14 protein-coding genes are annotated in these 15326 nt (G+C 68.9%); 8 read left to right on the plus strand and 6 right to left on the minus strand.

Going from position 1 to position 15326, the window contains the following annotated elements; translation table 11 throughout:
* Positions 1-60 precede the first annotated feature (60 nt).
* The 4 genes from ACFT7S_RS33500 to ACFT7S_RS33515 all read right to left on the minus strand — a co-directional run bounded on the left by ACFT7S_RS33500 (position 61) and on the right by ACFT7S_RS33515 (position 4397).
* Positions 61-1185, minus strand: coding sequence for a GuaB3 family IMP dehydrogenase-related protein (locus tag ACFT7S_RS33500; protein ID WP_173315126.1), 1125 nt, complete (start codon positions 1183-1185; stop codon positions 61-63).
* Between the two features lie 106 nt (positions 1186-1291).
* Positions 1292-2794 (minus strand): IMP dehydrogenase, encoded by a 1503-nt coding sequence (guaB, locus tag ACFT7S_RS33505; RefSeq protein WP_382738566.1) that lies wholly within the window; start codon positions 2792-2794, stop codon positions 1292-1294.
* Positions 2795-2922: 128 nt separating this feature from the next.
* Positions 2923-3498: a sigma-70 family RNA polymerase sigma factor gene (locus ACFT7S_RS33510; RefSeq protein ID WP_056796454.1), complete on the minus strand. Its 576-nt coding sequence runs from the start codon at positions 3496-3498 to the stop codon at positions 2923-2925.
* A gap of 287 nt (positions 3499-3785) precedes the next feature.
* The gene (locus ACFT7S_RS33515) at positions 3786-4397 is read right to left on the minus strand and encodes a response regulator transcription factor (protein WP_003948568.1); all 612 of its coding nucleotides are present in this window, start codon (positions 4395-4397) and stop codon (positions 3786-3788) included.
* 422 nt (positions 4398-4819) lie between these two features.
* Here ACFT7S_RS33515 and ACFT7S_RS33520 point away from each other — a divergent pair, with 422 nt between their 5' ends.
* Positions 4820-5152, plus strand: coding sequence for a WhiB family transcriptional regulator (locus ACFT7S_RS33520; protein ID WP_382738568.1), 333 nt, complete (start codon positions 4820-4822; stop codon positions 5150-5152).
* A gap of 99 nt (positions 5153-5251) precedes the next feature.
* On the opposite strand, the gene ACFT7S_RS33525 is transcribed toward ACFT7S_RS33520, so the two are convergent.
* A complete protein-coding gene (locus ACFT7S_RS33525) occupies positions 5252-6142 on the minus strand; it encodes a LysR family transcriptional regulator (RefSeq protein WP_382738571.1) in 891 nt (296 codons plus the stop codon).
* An 81-nt stretch (positions 6143-6223) separates the two neighbouring features.
* Between ACFT7S_RS33525 and ACFT7S_RS33530 the strand changes: the two genes are divergently transcribed.
* The 3 genes from ACFT7S_RS33530 (at position 6224) to ACFT7S_RS33540 (ending at position 9284) form a co-directional block, all read left to right on the plus strand.
* Entirely contained in the window at positions 6224-6892 is a 669-nt protein-coding gene (locus ACFT7S_RS33530; RefSeq protein ID WP_382738574.1) for an MOSC domain-containing protein, read from the plus strand.
* 87 nt (positions 6893-6979) lie between these two features.
* Positions 6980-8500, plus strand: a complete 1521-nt coding sequence (locus tag ACFT7S_RS33535) for a multicopper oxidase family protein (protein ID WP_382738577.1) — start codon at positions 6980-6982, stop codon at positions 8498-8500.
* A gap of 10 nt (positions 8501-8510) precedes the next feature.
* Positions 8511-9284, plus strand: coding sequence for an SDR family NAD(P)-dependent oxidoreductase (locus ACFT7S_RS33540; protein WP_382738580.1), 774 nt, complete (start codon positions 8511-8513; stop codon positions 9282-9284).
* A gap of 15 nt (positions 9285-9299) precedes the next feature.
* Here ACFT7S_RS33540 and ACFT7S_RS33545 read toward each other — a convergent pair whose 3' ends face one another.
* A complete protein-coding gene (locus ACFT7S_RS33545; protein WP_382738582.1) occupies positions 9300-10829 on the minus strand; it encodes a right-handed parallel beta-helix repeat-containing protein in 1530 nt (509 codons plus the stop codon).
* A 166-nt stretch (positions 10830-10995) separates the two neighbouring features.
* On the opposite strand from ACFT7S_RS33545, the gene ACFT7S_RS33550 reads away from it, so the two are divergent.
* The 4 genes from ACFT7S_RS33550 to ACFT7S_RS33565 all read left to right on the plus strand — a co-directional run bounded on the left by ACFT7S_RS33550 (position 10996) and on the right by ACFT7S_RS33565 (position 15318).
* Positions 10996-12099 carry a LacI family DNA-binding transcriptional regulator gene (locus ACFT7S_RS33550; protein WP_382738585.1) on the plus strand — a complete coding sequence of 368 codons (1104 nt, stop codon included), beginning with the start codon at positions 10996-10998 and terminating at the stop codon, positions 12097-12099.
* Between the two features lie 146 nt (positions 12100-12245).
* Complete coding sequence (locus tag ACFT7S_RS33555) at positions 12246-13574, plus strand: ABC transporter substrate-binding protein (RefSeq protein WP_382738588.1); 1329 nt, start codon at positions 12246-12248, stop codon at positions 13572-13574.
* Complete coding sequence (locus ACFT7S_RS33560; RefSeq protein ID WP_382738591.1) at positions 13574-14467, plus strand: carbohydrate ABC transporter permease; 894 nt, start codon at positions 13574-13576, stop codon at positions 14465-14467. The genes ACFT7S_RS33555 and ACFT7S_RS33560 overlap by 1 nt, the downstream gene beginning before the upstream one ends.
* The gene (locus ACFT7S_RS33565) at positions 14464-15318 is read left to right on the plus strand and encodes a carbohydrate ABC transporter permease (protein WP_382738594.1); all 855 of its coding nucleotides are present in this window, start codon (positions 14464-14466) and stop codon (positions 15316-15318) included. The genes ACFT7S_RS33560 and ACFT7S_RS33565 overlap by 4 nt, the downstream gene beginning before the upstream one ends.
* Positions 15319-15326 lie beyond the last annotated feature (8 nt).

Consider the following 15326-nt stretch of genomic DNA (forward strand, 5'->3'; position numbering starts at 1 on the left):
GGCCCGGACCACAGCTGTGGTCCGGGCCCTCCCGTCATGTCCGGATGTCCCGGGGTGGGATCAGCGGCGGTGCTGCGAGTCCGCCACCGTCACCTCGACGCGCTGGAACTCCTTGAGGTCGCTGTAGCCCGTGGTGGCCATCGCGCGGCGCAGGGCGCCGAAAATGTTCATCGAGCCGTCAGGGGTGTGCGAGGGGCCCGTGAGGACCTCCTCCGTCGTCCCGACGGAGCCCAGGTCCACCAGCTTGCCGCGCGGCACGTCCTCGTGGACGGCCTCCATACCCCAGTGCCGGCCACGGCCGGGGGCGTCCGTCGCACGGGCCAGCGGGGAGCCCATCATCACGGCGTCCGCGCCACAGGCGACGGCCTTCGGGATGTCGCCGGACCAGCCGACGCCACCGTCCGCGATCACGTGCACGTACCGGCCGCCCGACTCGTCCATGTAGTCACGACGGGCCCCGGCCACATCGGCGACCGCGGTCGCCATCGGGACCTGGATGCCGAAGACGTTGCGCGTGGTGTGCGCGGCGCCGCCGCCGAAGCCGACGAGGACACCGGCCGCGCCGGTGCGCATCAGGTGGAGTGCCGCGGTGTACGTGGCGCAGCCGCCGACGATCACCGGGACGTCCAGCTCGTAGATGAACTGCTTCAGGTTCAGCGGCTCGGCCGCGCCCGAGACGTGCTCGGCGGAGACCGTCGTACCGCGGATGACGAAGATGTCCACACCCGCGTCGACGACCGCCTTGGAGAACTGGGCGGTGCGCTGCGGGGAGAGCGCTGCGGCGGTGACGACACCGGAGTCGCGCACCTCCTTGATGCGCTGCCCGATCAGCTCCTCCTGGATGGGAGCGGAGTAGATCTCCTGGAGCCGGCGGGTCGCGGACTCGACGGGCATCTCGGCGATCTCGTCGAGGAGCGGCTGCGGGTCGGCGTGCCGGGTCCACAGCCCTTCCAGGTTGAGTACGCCCAGTCCGCCGAGCTCGCCGATCCGGATGGCGTGCTGCGGGGAAACCACGGAGTCCATGGGAGCTGCCAGGAACGGCAGCTCGAACCGGTAGGCATCGATCTGCCAGGCGATCGAGACCTCCTTCGGGTCCCGCGTACGACGGCTCGGAACGACGGCGATGTCGTCGAATGCGTACGCCCGGCGGCCGCGCTTGCCGCGCCCGATCTCGATCTCAGTCACGATGGTGTGGCCTTTCCCTCTACGTCTGCCATGCCAGTATCCCCGACACACGTCGGAGGGGCGGCCCCGGGGAACCCCCGGGGCCGCCCCTCGGGCGACGGTGCGGCTACTTCCTGCTGTAGTTCGGCGCTTCGACGGTCATCTGGATGTCGTGCGGGTGGCTCTCCTTGAGACCCGCCGAGGTGATCCGTACGAAGCGGCCGTTGTTCTGGAGCTCCGGCACCGTCCGGCCGCCGACGTAGAACATCGACTGGCGCAGACCGCCGGTGAGCTGGTGGACGACCGCGGAGAGCGGACCCCGGTAGGGGACCTGGCCCTCGATGCCCTCGGGGACCAGCTTCTCGTCGGAGGCGACGCCCTCCTGGAAGTAACGGTCCTTCGAGAACGACTTGCGTTCGCCCCTGGTCTGCATCGCGGCGAGCGAACCCATGCCGCGGTACGACTTGAACTGCTTGCCGTTGATGAAGAGCAGCTCGCCCGGCGACTCCTCGCAGCCCGCGAGCAGCGAGCCGAGCATCACGGTGTCGGCGCCGGCCACCAGGGCCTTGGCGATGTCGCCGGAGTACTGGAGGCCGCCATCACCGATGACCGGGACACCGGCCGCCTTGGCAGCGAGCGAGGCCTCGTAGATCGCGGTGACCTGCGGGACGCCGATACCGGCGACCACACGGGTGGTGCAGATGGAGCCGGGGCCGACGCCTACCTTGATGCCGTCGACGCCCGCGTCGATCAGTGCCTGGGCACCGTCACGGGTGGCGATGTTGCCGCCGATGACATCGATCGAGGAGTTCGACTTGATCTTGGCGACCATGTCGCCGACGAGCCGGGAGTGGCCGTGGGCGGTGTCGACGACGATGAAGTCGACGCCCGCCTCGACGAGCGCCTGGGCCCGCTCGTAGGCGTCGCCCGCGACACCGACGGCGGCGCCGACCAGCAGCCGGCCTTCCTTGTCCTTGGCTGCGTTCGGGTACTTCTCGGCCTTGACGAAGTCCTTGACCGTGATGAGACCCTTGAGGATTCCGTGGTCGTCGACCAGCGGAAGCTTCTCGATCTTGTGGCGGCGCAGCAGCTCCATGGCGTCCACGCCGGAGATGCCGACCTTGCCCGTGACCAGCGGCATCGGCGTCATGACCTCGCGCACCTGGCGCGTGCGGTCCGGCTCGAAGGCCATGTCACGGTTGGTGACGATGCCGAGGAGCTTGCCCGCCGGGTCGGTGACCGGGACACCGCTGATGCGGAACTTGGCACAGAGGTCGTTGGCCTCCAGCAGCGTCGCGTCCGGGTGCACCGTGATCGGGTCGGTGACCATGCCGGACTCGGAGCGCTTCACCAGGTCGACCTGGTTGGCCTGGTCGGCGATGGAGAGATTGCGGTGCAGCACGCCCGCGCCGCCCTGACGGGCCATGGCGATGGCCATGCGCGCCTCGGTGACCTTGTCCATCGCCGCGGAGAGCAGCGGGATGTTCACCCGGACGTTCTTCGAGATGTACGAGGAAGTGTCGATCTGATCGGGCGCCATGTCGGACGCGCCCGGCAGCAGCAGCACGTCGTCGTATGTCAGCCCGAGCGTCGCGAATTTCTCGGGCACTCCGTCGACGTTTGCAGTCATGACACCTTCCCCAAATGGCCTTGATCGGTGCGGATGTCCATGCTAACGGGCTTCCGGGGTGTCTCATTCCACGATCAAGATCGGTAAGCGGTTCTGTATGTTCCTACGTGATCACGGACGGGACGCGCCTACTGTCCCGCGAGGGCGCGCAGCCTGCTCAGCGCGCGGTGCTGGGCGACGCGGACGGCCCCCGGGGACATCCCCAGCATCTGACCGGTCTCCTCGGCCGTCAGTCCGACGGCGACCCGCAGGACCAGCAGCTCCCGCTGATTCTCCGGAAGGTTGGCCAGGAGCTTCTTGGCCCAGGCCGCGTCACTGCTGAGCAGGGCACGCTCTTCCGGGCCGAGCGAATCGTCGGGCCGCTCCGGCATCTCGTCGGAAGGCACGGCCGTCGACCCGGGGTGCCGCATGGCGGCGCGCTGGAGGTCGGCGACCTTGTGACCCGCGATGGCGAAGACGAAGGCTTCGAAGGGTCTGCCGGTGTCCTTGTACCGCGGCAGCGCCATCAGCACCGCGACACAGACCTCCTGCGCCAGGTCCTCCACGAAGTGACGGGCATCACCGGGCAGCCGGTTCAGCCGGGACCTGCAGTAGCGCAGCGCGAGGGGGTGGACATGGGCCAGCAGATCATGGGTGGCCTGTGCGTCGCCGTCGACGGCACGGTGCACCAGTGCACCGATCACCGTTGTCTCGTCGTCGCGCATCGAACCATGGTGCCTTGGGGCCGCCGGATCCGCGGCACCGCGTCCTGAGTTGTGCACCGAAGCGTTATGAGCGGGTGCGCCGGATGTCATGTCCTGCGCCCTCCCCTTCCGCTCGACCGAATCGTTCCCGAGGAACTCCACGTCTCAAGGATGCGGCATCGGCCGAGAAGCGTCACATATCGCTGGTCGGAGGGGTCGGATCGCGGGCCCGCCGCCCCGCCGTCCCCGTCACCCCGCCCGCCGTTGCGCGGACGGGGGTGGCTACGGCTACCGGCCGTGGCCCGGGTTCAGCGGACCAGGCCCCATCGGAAGCCGAGCGCCACGGCGTGTGCGCGGTCCGAGGCGCCGAGCTTCTTGAAGAGTCGCCTCGCGTGCGTCTTCACCGTGTCCTCGGAGAGGAACAGCTCGCGTCCGATCTCCGCGTTGGACCGGCCGTGGCTCATGCCTTCGAGCACCTGGATCTCACGCGCGGTGAGCGTCGGTGCCGCACCCATCTCGGCGGACCGCAGCCGGCGCGGGGCGAGCCGCCACGTCGGATCGGCCAGGGCCTGCGTCACGGTGGCCCGCAGCTCGGCGCGCGAGGCGTCCTTGTGCAGATAGCCGCGGGCACCGGCGGCGACCGCGAGCGCGACACCGTCCAGGTCCTCGGCGACGGTCAGCATGATGATCCGGGCCCCCGGGTCGGCGGAGAGCAGCCTCCGGACCGTCTCCACACCCCCCAGACCGGGCATGCGTACGTCCATCAGAATCAAATCCGAACGGTCGGCCCCCCAGCGGCGGAGAACTTCCTCGCCGTTGGCCGCCGTCGTCACACGCTCGACGCCGGGCACGGTGGCAACCGCGCGGCGGAGCGCTTCTCGGGCAAGCGGGGAGTCGTCGCAGACGAGGACGGATGTCATGACCGTCCTCCGCAGCTGATGCGCGTCACCTTGAGCCTCCAGGCTGATACAAGTCGTCACCTGTGCGGTTGACCCCCTCGGACATCTGCCCGAGCTCGTTCTTCGTCAACCGCCTCCGCACTCTCAACGATGGTCACTCGAAAGAGTTACGGGTTGGAAGGTCGAGTTCGGCACTCTACGTGAGGGGTCGCACACGGAGGAGAGCGGCGCAGATCATCCAGGCGTCAACAGAAACTTCACCCAAAGGTATGCCCCATTTAGCGGATTTTCTTCCCTTTTACCGGTGTCTGTGGCTAGATTCGCAATCAGTCATATTTACATCTACTAACACCGTAGATGTACGGTCGGGACTCCGGTCACCGACGATCAACAACGGTCGAGGATGCCGTTTCCGACTCAGCACGGTTTCGAGGGGACACGCAATGGCAGATTTCTCCCGCCTTCCCGGACCCAATGCAGATCTGTGGGACTGGCAGCTGCTGGCCGCCTGCCGAGGGGTCGACAGCTCACTCTTCTTCCACCCGGAGGGTGAGCGCGGGGCGGCTCGGAGCGCTCGCGAGACCTCGGCGAAAGAGGTGTGCATGCGCTGCCCGGTACGGGCCGAGTGCGCGGCGCACGCACTGGCGGTACGGGAGCCCTACGGAGTGTGGGGCGGCCTGACCGAGGACGAGCGCGAAGAGCTCATGGGCCGGGCACGCAACCGGCTGATCGCGGCGGCCCACTCGGCCGGCGCGGCCGGCGGCGGACGCGCCTGACACCCACGCCCTCCACCCAACAGAGAAACGATTCTTCGTGAGCGTTTCCCCAAACGCCCACCGAAGCGGGCAGCCCCGGCGCCGTCGGAGCTGCCCGCTTCAGCGCGTGGCGGCCCGGGCGAGCTGGTCCAGCGTGGCCGCCACCGCGGGCACCTGGGCCAGGTCCGGGAGGGTCAGTGCGACGATCTCGCGCTCGATGGCCGGTTCGACCGTGACGGTACGGGCACCCTTCGGGCGTACCGACTCGATGGCCAGCTCCGGCAGGACGGCCACCCCGAGGCCCGCTCCCACCAGTCCCATCACCGCCGGGTAGTCGTCGGTGGCGAAGTCGATACGGGGAGTGAAGCCGGACGCCTCGCAGACCTCCACGAGCTGGCGGCGACAGCGCGGACAGCCCGCGATCCACGGCTCGTCGGCCAGCTCCGCGATGCCCACGGCCGCCGCGTCCGCCAGCCGGTGCCCCTCGGGGACCAGCCCGATCAGCCGGTCGGCCAGCAGTGGGCGCACGACCAGGTCGTCCCACTCGCCGCCGGACTCCCCGTAACGGAACGCCAGCGCGATGTCGCAGTCGCCGTCCCGGAGCATCTCCACCGAGCGGGGCGGCTCCGCCTCGACGAGCGAGACCCGGGTGCCGGGGTGGGCGGCGCGCAGCGCCGCGAGCGCGCCGGGGACCAGGGTGGAACTGCCGCTGGGGAACGAGACGAGCCGGACCCGGCCCGCCCGCAGTCCGGCGATCGCGGCGACCTCCTCCTCCGCGGCGGTCAGCCCGGCGAGGATGCCGGACGCATGGCGGACCAGGGCCTCGCCTGCCTGGGTCAGCCGCATCTCGCGGCCGGTACGGATGAGCAGCGTGGTGCCCGCCGATGCCTCGAGGGCCTTCATCTGCTGGCTGACCGCAGGCTGGGTGCAGCCCAGTTCGCGCGCGGCGGCGGAGAACGAACCGGTCGTGGACACGGCGCGCAGGACTCGGAGATGACGGGCTTCGATCACCCCTCCACCATAAGCGACTCTTGGGGCAGGCGTGAATAATTGGTGTGCGGCTTTGAGTAATGACTCGCTAGCGTGTACGCCATGAAGCTGCTGACCGTGAACCTGGGCCGCCCCAGGCCGTCCGAACACACCAACGGCCCCGGTGGCGTCACCGGGATCGACAAGCACCCGGCCGACGGCCCCGTACAGGTATCGGACCCGGGCCCCAAGGGAAGCGGCGGCAGCGGTCTGGCCGGCGACGCGGTGTGCGATCTGCGGCACCACGGGGGCACGGACCAGGCGGTGTACGCCTTCGCGCGCGAGGAGCTCGACGCCTGGGAGACGGCGCTCGGCCGGGACCTGGCCAACGGTGCGTTCGGCGAGAACCTCACGACCCAGGGGGTCCATGTGAGCGGGGCCAGGATCGGGGAACGCTGGCGGATCGGCTCCGGTCTCGTCCTGGAGGTGACCACGGGCCGCATTCCGTGCCGTACGTTCGCGGGTCATCTCGGCGAGAAGGGGTGGGTCAAGCGGTTCACCGAAGAGGCCGCGCCCGGCGCGTATCTGCGGGTCCTGGAGCCGGGGACGATAAGCGCGGGCGACCCGGTCGAGATCGTCCACCGGCCGGACCACGACGTCACCGTGTCCCTGGTGTTCCGGGCCGTCACGACCGAGCGGACGCTACTGCCCCAGCTGCTCGCGGCCGGGGACGCGCTGCACCCGGAGGCACTGCGTGACGCACGGGCGTACGTGGAGAAGCACGGGGTCTGACGGCTGACGGTCCGTAGGGGGCGGCTCAGGGGACGGTCAGGGATGCGCCCGATACCCCGGCCGCCCTTGGGCGGAACCCTGGTGAGCATGGAAAAGTCCAGGGGACGGCGGCGGTTGGTACGGGCACTCATCACGCTGGGTGTGGCTGCGGGCGTGTTCGTTGCGGCCATCGGCGGCGTGTTCGCCTGGCTGTGGACCGGCGCCGATGTGAGCACGGTGGGGAAGGTCCGCTTCAGCAACCGGATGGCCGTACCCCCACTGTCCGAGTCGACCGTCGACAAGGACGGCACCCGGGTCTTCGATCTGCGGATGCAGGCGGGGGAAACGGAGTTCAAGGACGGGCGGTCCACACCGACCTGGGGTTTCAACGGAAGCTATCTGGGGCCGACGCTGCGCGCGCGCCGCGGCGAGCAGGTGAAGGTCCGGGTGAAGAACACCCTGGACGAGGCGTCGAGCGTGCACTGGCACGGGATGCACCTGCCGGCGTCGATGGACGGCGGACCGCACCAGATGGTGCGGGCGGGCGGCGACTGGGCCCCGCGCTGGAAGGTCGACCAGCCGGCCGCGACGCTCTGGTACCACCCCCATCCGCACGGCAGGACCGAGCAGCACATCCAGCGCGGACTGGCCGGGATGTTCCTGATCGACGACGAACGGTCGGAACGGCTCGCGCTGCCCAGGACGTACGGGGTGGACGATCTCCCGGTCGTCGTCCAGGACGTGACGTTCGACGGGGCGAAGCTCGACCATGGGCGCTTCTTCCTGGCCAACACCGGATTCCTCGGCGAACAGACCCTGGTGAACGGCACCCTCGACCCGTACCGGGAGGTCGGCGACGAGCTCGTACGGCTGCGTCTGCTGAACGCGTCCACGGCCCGCATCTACACCTTCGGCTTCGACGACGACCGCTCGTTCGGCCTGGTCGGGACGGACGGCGGGCTGCTGGAGAAGGCCGCCGCCATGAACCGCGTACAGCTCTCCCCGGGCGAGCGCGCCGAGATCGTCGTACGGATGCAGCCGGGTGAGCGCACGGTGCTGCGCAGCTATCCGTGGCGCGGCGGGGGCGGCTGGGAGAAGCGGTTCAACGGGGGCGACGACTCCTTCGACGTACTTGAGCTGCGGGCGTCGAAGCAGCTGCGCAAGTCGCCCGCCCTGCCCGCAGCCCTGGGTGAGCTCGAACTGCCCCGGGCGGAGGATTCGGTACGCGGACGGCACTTCGAACTGCTTCAGTCCGGGATCAACCGGCGCCCGATGGACATGAAGCGGATCGACGAGACGGTCGTCCGGGGCACGACGGAGACCTGGACCCTGCGCAACGGCGGCGACGTGACCCACAACTTCCACGTCCACGACGCGCAGTTCAGGGTCCTGAAGGTGAACGGGAAGGAACCGGAGCCCGCGCTGCGCGGCCGCAAGGACACGGTCGCGGTGCCCATGGGGGCGACGGTGACCATCGTTCTGCGGTTCGACGGGCCGGCCGACCCGGACACTCCGTACATGTACCACTGCCATCTGCTGCGCCACGAGGACGACGGGATGATGGGCCAGTTCGTGGTTGTCGACAAGGGACAGCGGGCGGGTCGACCGCCCACGCACGCCGGGCACTAACGTGCCGCCTATGACGACTGCACTGATTACGGGCGCGACGGCGGGGATCGGGGCCGCTTTCGCACGGCGGCTCGCGGGCGAGGGGCACAACCTGGTGCTGGTGGCCCGTGACACCGAGCGGCTGCGGGTCCAGGCCACCGAACTGCACGACCGGCACGGCATCGAGGCCGAGGTCCTGACCGCCGACCTCTCCGAGGACAAGGGGATCGCGGCGGTCGAGGCCCGGCTCGGGGACCGCCACCAGTCCGTCGACCTCCTGATCAACAATGCCGGATTCGGGAACAAGGGGCGCTATCTGGAGGTCCCCATGGCCGATGAGCTGACGATGCTGAAGGTGCACTGCGAGGCGGTGCTGCGGCTGACGTCCGCCGCCGCTGCCGGGATGAAGGAGCGGGGGCGCGGCGGAGTCATCAACGTGGCGTCCGTCGCGGCTTTCGTGCCGCGCGGGACGTACGGGGCGTCCAAGGCGTGGGTCGTGCAGTTCACCCAGGGCGCGGCCAAGGACCTGTCCGGGTCGGGCGTGCGGCTGATGGCGCTGTGTCCTGGGTTCGTACGGACGGAGTTCCACGAGCGGGCCGGGATGGGAACGGGCAGCATTCCGGGCTGGATGTGGCTCGACGCGGACAAGCTGGTCACGAGTGCGCTCGCGGATCTGGCGCGCGGGCGGACGGTGTCGGTGCCGGACGCCCGGTACAAGGCGCTGATGGGGCTGGTGAAGGTGACGCCTCGCGGCCTGCTCGGAGGGGTCACCTCCAGGACAGGCCGCAAGTACGGTCCTCAGTAGGGCGTTATTGCGTTGTTACGGAAGGCCGGGGCCTTCGTAGGCGCCCAGGTTCGGGGCGGTGTCCGGCAGCGGGTTGCCGAAGTAGTCCTTGCTGCCGTTGTTCCCGATGACGGCGCCCGTGCCGATCGCGGGTGAGCCGGCGCCGAGCCTCCAGTCCTCGCGCAGCAGCGGGTTCCCGGTGATGCCGCCGAGGTTGGGGCGGGTCATCGTGATGCCGTAGAACGCGTTGTGGTCGAAGGACAGGCCGGGGGTGGGGTTGGTGAAGCCGTATCCGCCGGTCCCTTCGCTGACGAAGACGTTGTTGCGGATGGACTGCTCGTGGACGGTGGCGGAGGGATTGCCGTTGTCGTCCTGCACCAGATAGGCGGGGATCTTCTCCTTGTTGTAGAAGGAGTTGTTGTAGATCTGGGTGTTGAGGATGGGGCCCCAGCAGTTCTGCAGCAGCCGGGCTCCGTCGTTGCGGCTGACGTTGTAGCGGGCGACCGTGTCGATGGTCTTGGCGCCGCTGTAGGGGCAGACCAGCAGGAAGCCGCCCTTGTTGTCGTGGCTGTAGTTGTACTGGAAGACCGTGTGGTCGGAGGCGCCATCGGCATCGAAGGACATGCCGTCGTGGGTGTTCCCGCCGCCCGAGACCTCGTTGTACTCGATGGTCGTGTCGTCGGTGTTGAACGTCCAGATGCCCGCGTTGGCCGAGGGCGAGCGCAACTGGAAGCCGTCGATACGGTTGTGGTCGACGCGGGCACCCGCGGTGGTGTCCAGCTTCATGCCGTCGCCGGCCAGCGACCTGAGGGTGTTGTGGTGGATGCGGACGCCGGTGGACGGGGTCCAGGCGCCGGGGTAGACGTTCGGGTCCTGCTGGTTGCCGACCAGCGCGCGCTTGGAGAACGTCGACTTGAAGTAGATGCCCTCCCGGTCGACGTCCTCGATGAGGTTGTGGTGGATGTCGACGCCGTCGTACCTGCTGGCCTTGGCGATGCCCTGGACAGCCACGTGGATGGCGCTGGAACCGGTGATCGTCTTGAAGTCGCCGCCGCGCACGTCGTGGATGTAGAGGTGGTCGATCTCGAATCCGCGGGCCGTGCCGTAGTCGGTCAGGCGCAGCCGTACGGCGTTGCGTTCGCTGCCGGGGTTCGAGGCGTTGGTGATCTCCAGCGCGGTCAGCCGGACGTGCTCGGTGTCGGCGAGGAGTACGACGTCGTGTGCGCCCGCGCCGTCGAGCCTGGCGCGCTGCGGGCTGTCGCCGTAGTCGGCGATGGTGAAGGGTGCATCGGCCGACCCCGCACCCTTGGGGGTGAGCGTGCCGGTACAGGTGGCGCCGCGCTTGAAGAGCAGGCGGTCGCCTGGACCGTAGGTGGCAGCGTTGGCCTCGGCGGGAGTCGTCCAGGGGTGCCGCGCGCTTCCGTCCGCACCCTGCGCGGGGGCGGAGCAGTCGACGTGGAAGGTGCGGCCCACGGGTGCGGCCTGCGCGGTGCTCTGGGCCGTTGCCGTCAGACCGGCGGCGGCCGTCAGGGCAGCGAGCACTGCTGCGGTGAGGCGATGTCTCACAATTCCTCCGTACGAAGAGTCAGAGTCGGATCGGGTCGGCATCGCCCGGAATCCTGGGGCTCGGACTGATCGAACGTCAATGGAAAGCGTTTGAATGATCGAAACTCCCGTCGTTCGATCATTGTGGTCTAGGGTCGGGGACACACACGTCGAGGGGACTGCTGTCGTGCGCGAAAGTGCTGCTGAACGTCATGACCGCCTGCTGGGGCTGGTACGGGAACGGGGCTCGGCCCGCGTCTCCGATCTCGCCTCCCAGCTGGGGGTCTCACCCGTCACGGTGCGCCGGGACGTGGAGGACCTGGCGGGCCGGGGCCTGCTCGACCGGGTGCACGGTTCGGTCTCCTGGCCGCAGGACCGTGCGGCCGCGGCGCCCGACACCGCGGGCGGTACGGGCAGGGGGCTGGTCCTCGGCATGCTCGCGCCCTCCGCGACGTACTACTTCGCCGAAGTGATCCGCGGGGCGCACGAGGCCGCGGCCCGCGCCGGGGCCCGGCTGATCCTGCGGATCTCGGACTACCGGCCGGAGGAGGACCACGCCCGCACCCAGGGCCTGCTCGCCGCCGGCGCCGAAGGAGTGCTGGTCGCGCCCGGCTGGCGGCGGCCCGGCGACCCGGCGGCGTTCGGCGACTGGATCACCTCGCTGCCCGTGCCCACGGTGCTCCTCGAACGGCAGCCTCCCGCCGGCTCACCGCTGGACACCCTGGACCGGGTCTGCTCGGACCACCGGCACGGGGTGTTGCTCGCCCTGCGCCACCTGGTGGGACTGGGCCACGGGGCGCCACTGCTGATGGCCCGCGCCGATTCGCCGACGGCCGTCGCCGTGCGGTCCGGGTACAAGGAGGCGCTCGCCGTGATGGGGCTGCGCGCCCCGCAGGGCGTGATCGGTTCCGTACCGGCGGAGCAGGAGCCGGACGCCTTCGAGGAGGCCGTGCAGGCCCTGCGTGAGGCGGTCGTCTCCGGGGTGGCGACCGCGGCCCTGATCCACAACGACGTGGACGCGATCCAGGTGGTGCAGCGCCTGGCCGAGCTCGGTGTACGGGTGCCGCAGGACCTGGCGCTCATCGCCTACGACGACGAGGTGGCGGCGCTCGCGGACACCCCGCTCACCGCCGTGGCCCCGCCCAAGCGGGAGGTGGGGCGGCACGCGACGGACCTGCTGGTGGAACGCCTCACCCAGATCGGGGGCCCCGGCGCCGGGCTGCCCCGCCGCCATGTGTCGCTGCTCCCGCAGCTCCGGGTCCGCAGCTCCTGCGGAGACCCCGTGACGTAACGCCCCCGGCGCCTCCCCGACCGCTTCCGTACATAACCGTTCTGATCTTTTTTCGATCAATCAATCTTTCGCTCTTGACTTCGGTCACAGCTGGTTCAAGGATCACGGCCAACGCCCCATGTCGCCGCCTGTTCAGGAGCCACGCCGTGAGCCGCAGTTGGAGCAGAACGTCCCACGTCATCGTCGGTGCCGCCACCGCCCTCGCCGTTCTCACGGCGTGCGGCGGCAGCGGTGACGACAACGCCGCACCCGGAAGCGACGGCAAGCCCGTCAGCATCACCTTCTGGGGCTGGGCAAAGGGATCGAAGGAAGTCGTTGACGCGTTCAACGCCTCGCACAAGGACATCAAGGTCGTCTACGAGGAGATCCCGTCCGGGAACGCGGGCGGCTACGCCAAGATCTCCAACGCGGTGAAGGCGGGCAACGCACCCGACCTCGTCAGCATCGAGTACCCGCAGCTGCCCGAGTTCGTCAGCCAGGGCTCGGTCCAGGACATCAGCCCGTACCTCACGGACGACATCAAGAAGAAGCTGCTGCCGCAGGCGGTGGAACTGACAACGCTCGGCGGCAAGAACTGGGCCGTCCCCTTCGACGCCTCGCCGCAGGCGTTCTACTACCGCAAGGACCTCTTCGAGAAGTACGGCGTCGAAGTCCCCACCACCTGGGCCGACTTCCGCAAGGCGGCCGAGAAGGTCAAGAAGGCCGACAAGAAGGCCCGCATAGGCACCTTCTTCCCCGATGACCCGACCACCTTCCAGGCGATGGCCTGGCAGGCAGGGGCCCAGTGGTACAAGGCCGAGGGCGACACCTGGAAGGTGAACACGACCGACCAGGCGACCACGAAGACCGCCGACTACTGGCAGGGCCTGCTCGACGACGACCTGATCAGGGCCAACGCCTCGTTCAGCCCGGAGTGGACCAACTCGCTCAAGAGCGGCGGAACGGTCGGCTACCTCGGGGCCGCCTGGGGCGCCGGTGTCCTGAAGGGCACGCTGCCCGAGCAGAGCGGCAAGTGGGCGGTCGCGCCGATGCCCAGCTGGGACGGCACTCCGGCGAGCGGCATGCTCGGCGGGTCCACCTTCGCCGTGTCGAAGAACAGCAAGAAGGCCGAGGCCGCCGTCGAGTTCGCCACCTGGATGTCGACCACGCCGGAGGGCATCAAGGCCCGTATCGCATCCGGCACGTCGAGCGCCTTCCCGGCCGCGGCCGAGCTGCGCCCGGTGGCGAAGGCCGCTTTCGACGCGAGCTACTTCGGCGGCGCGGACATCTACCAGGTCTTCGACAGAGCCGCGACGTCCATCCGGCCCGACTGGGCCTGGGGCCCGACGACCGGCACCTCCAACACGATCATCAAGGACCAGTTCGGCAAGGTCGCGAGCGGCGACACTACGATCGCCGAAGCGGTGAAGGCCGGCCATGACGCCACGGTCGCCGAGCTCAAGAAGCGCGGCCTGAAGGTCGAGGACGCCGGCTGATGAAGCGCGCCCGGACAACCAGAGCCGCCGCAGTCCTGCTGGGCCCGTTCTTCGCACTCTTCACCGTGGTCATGGTGGTGCCGATCGGTTACGCGGTCTGGCTCAGCCTGTTCACCGAGAAGCAGTCCGGACTGGGCTTCGGCGGCACCGAGACCGTCTTCAGCGGCCTCGACAACTACGCGGCGGCGCTGGGCGACCGGGCCTTCCGCGAGGGCTTCGTCGTCCTGCTCGGATACTGCGTCTTCTACATTCCGCTGCTGCTCGTCGGAGCCCTCGCGCTCGCTCTGCTGCTCGACTCCACACTCGCCCGCGCCCGCCGGTTCTTCCAGCTCGCGCTCTTCCTCCCGCACGCCGTGCCGGGCATCATCGCCGCGCTGATCTGGGTCTACCTCTACACACCCCAGCTCAGCCCGGTGGTCAGCGCCATGGAGTCCGGGGGAATCGGCTTCGACTTCTTCTCCTCCGAAGGCGCTCTTCCCTCCATCGTCAACATCGCGCTGTGGGAATGGCTCGGCTACAACATGGTGATCTTCTACGCCGCCCTCCAGGCCGTCGACCGTTCCGTACTCGAAGCGGCCACGGTGGACGGCGCGGGCGCCTGGCGGATCGCCTTCTCCATCAAGGTTCCGCTGATCCGCGCCTCGGTCGCGATGGTCGCACTGTTCACGATCATCGGCTCGCTCCAGCTGTTCACCGAGCCGCTGATCCTCAACAAGGGGACCGGCTCCGCCGTCTCCTCCACCTGGACGCCGAACATGTACGCGTACACCGCGGCCTTCGAACGCAACGACTACGGGCTCGCCGCCGCCGCCTCCATCCTGCTGGCCCTCACCGCCGCGCTGCTGTCCTTCGTCGTCACCCGCTTCACCGGACGCAAGGGCAGGAAGGCATGAACCCCTCAGCTCCCCCGAACCGCTGGATGTCGAAGACCGCCGTCAACGGCTTCCTGATGCTCGCCGTCGTCTACATGCTCTTCCCGCTCGTCTGGCTGGTCACCGCCGCCACCAAGGACACCGGCGACCTGCTCGCGGGCAACGCCTTCTCCCTCGACGGCTTCAACCTCGGCGAGAACCTGTCGAACCTCGCCGCCTACGGCGACGGCATCTACTTCCGCTGGTACGTCAACAGCCTTCTCTACGCGGGCGGCGGAGCGCTCGTCTGCTCCCTGATCTGCGTCGCCGCGGGCTATGCCTTCGACAAGTACGAATTCCGCGGCAAGGAGAAGCTGTTCGGCCTCGTCCTGATGGGCGTGCTGGTCCCGACCACCGCGCTCGCCCTGCCGATGTATCTCCTGGCCTCGAAGACCGGGCTGGTCAACACCTACTGGTCGGTGCTGATCCCCGTACTGGTCAACCCGTTCGGCGTGTATCTCGCGCGGGTCTTCTGTACGGGATACATCCCCGACGAGGCGCTGGAGGCCGCCCGGATCGACGGGGCAGGTGAGCTGCGCACCTTCTGGTCGATCGGTCTGCGCATGGTCATGCCGGGCTTCGTGACCGTCTTCCTCTTCCAGTTCACCGCGATCTGGAACAACTTCTTCCTCCCCCTGGTGATGCTGTCGGACCGCGAGCTCTTCCCCCTGAGCCTCGGTCTGTACTCCTGGAACACCAACACCCATGGCGAACCGAGCTTCTACCCTCTCGTCGTCACCGGTTCCCTCCTCGCCGTCATCCCCCTGATCGTCGCCTTCGTCTCGCTGCAGCGGCACTGGAAGGCGGGACTGACGGCAGGAAGTGTCAAGTGACCGTCAGG

The sequence above is a fragment of the Streptomyces sp. NPDC057136 genome, from assembly GCF_042670885.1.
GTDB lineage: Bacteria > Actinomycetota > Actinomycetes > Streptomycetales > Streptomycetaceae > Streptomyces.

What these genes read in the sequence shown, in the direction of transcription:
- ACFT7S_RS33540 (WP_382738580.1), top strand. Translation starts at nt 8,511, where the DNA reads ATGACGACTGCACTGATTACGGGCGCGACGGCGGGGATCGGGGCCGCT.
- ACFT7S_RS33510 (WP_056796454.1), bottom strand. Translation starts at nt 3,498, where the DNA reads ATGCGCGACGACGAGACAACGGTGATCGGTGCACTGGTGCACCGTGCC.
- ACFT7S_RS33565 (WP_382738594.1), top strand. Translation starts at nt 14,464, where the DNA reads ATGAACCCCTCAGCTCCCCCGAACCGCTGGATGTCGAAGACCGCCGTC.
- ACFT7S_RS33515 (WP_003948568.1), bottom strand. Translation starts at nt 4,397, where the DNA reads ATGACATCCGTCCTCGTCTGCGACGACTCCCCGCTTGCCCGAGAAGCG.
- guaB (WP_382738566.1), bottom strand. Translation starts at nt 2,794, where the DNA reads ATGACTGCAAACGTCGACGGAGTGCCCGAGAAATTCGCGACGCTCGGG.
- ACFT7S_RS33530 (WP_382738574.1), top strand. Translation starts at nt 6,224, where the DNA reads ATGAAGCTGCTGACCGTGAACCTGGGCCGCCCCAGGCCGTCCGAACAC.
- ACFT7S_RS33520 (WP_382738568.1), top strand. Translation starts at nt 4,820, where the DNA reads ATGGCAGATTTCTCCCGCCTTCCCGGACCCAATGCAGATCTGTGGGAC.
- ACFT7S_RS33560 (WP_382738591.1), top strand. Translation starts at nt 13,574, where the DNA reads ATGAAGCGCGCCCGGACAACCAGAGCCGCCGCAGTCCTGCTGGGCCCG.
- ACFT7S_RS33535 (WP_382738577.1), top strand. Translation starts at nt 6,980, where the DNA reads ATGGAAAAGTCCAGGGGACGGCGGCGGTTGGTACGGGCACTCATCACG.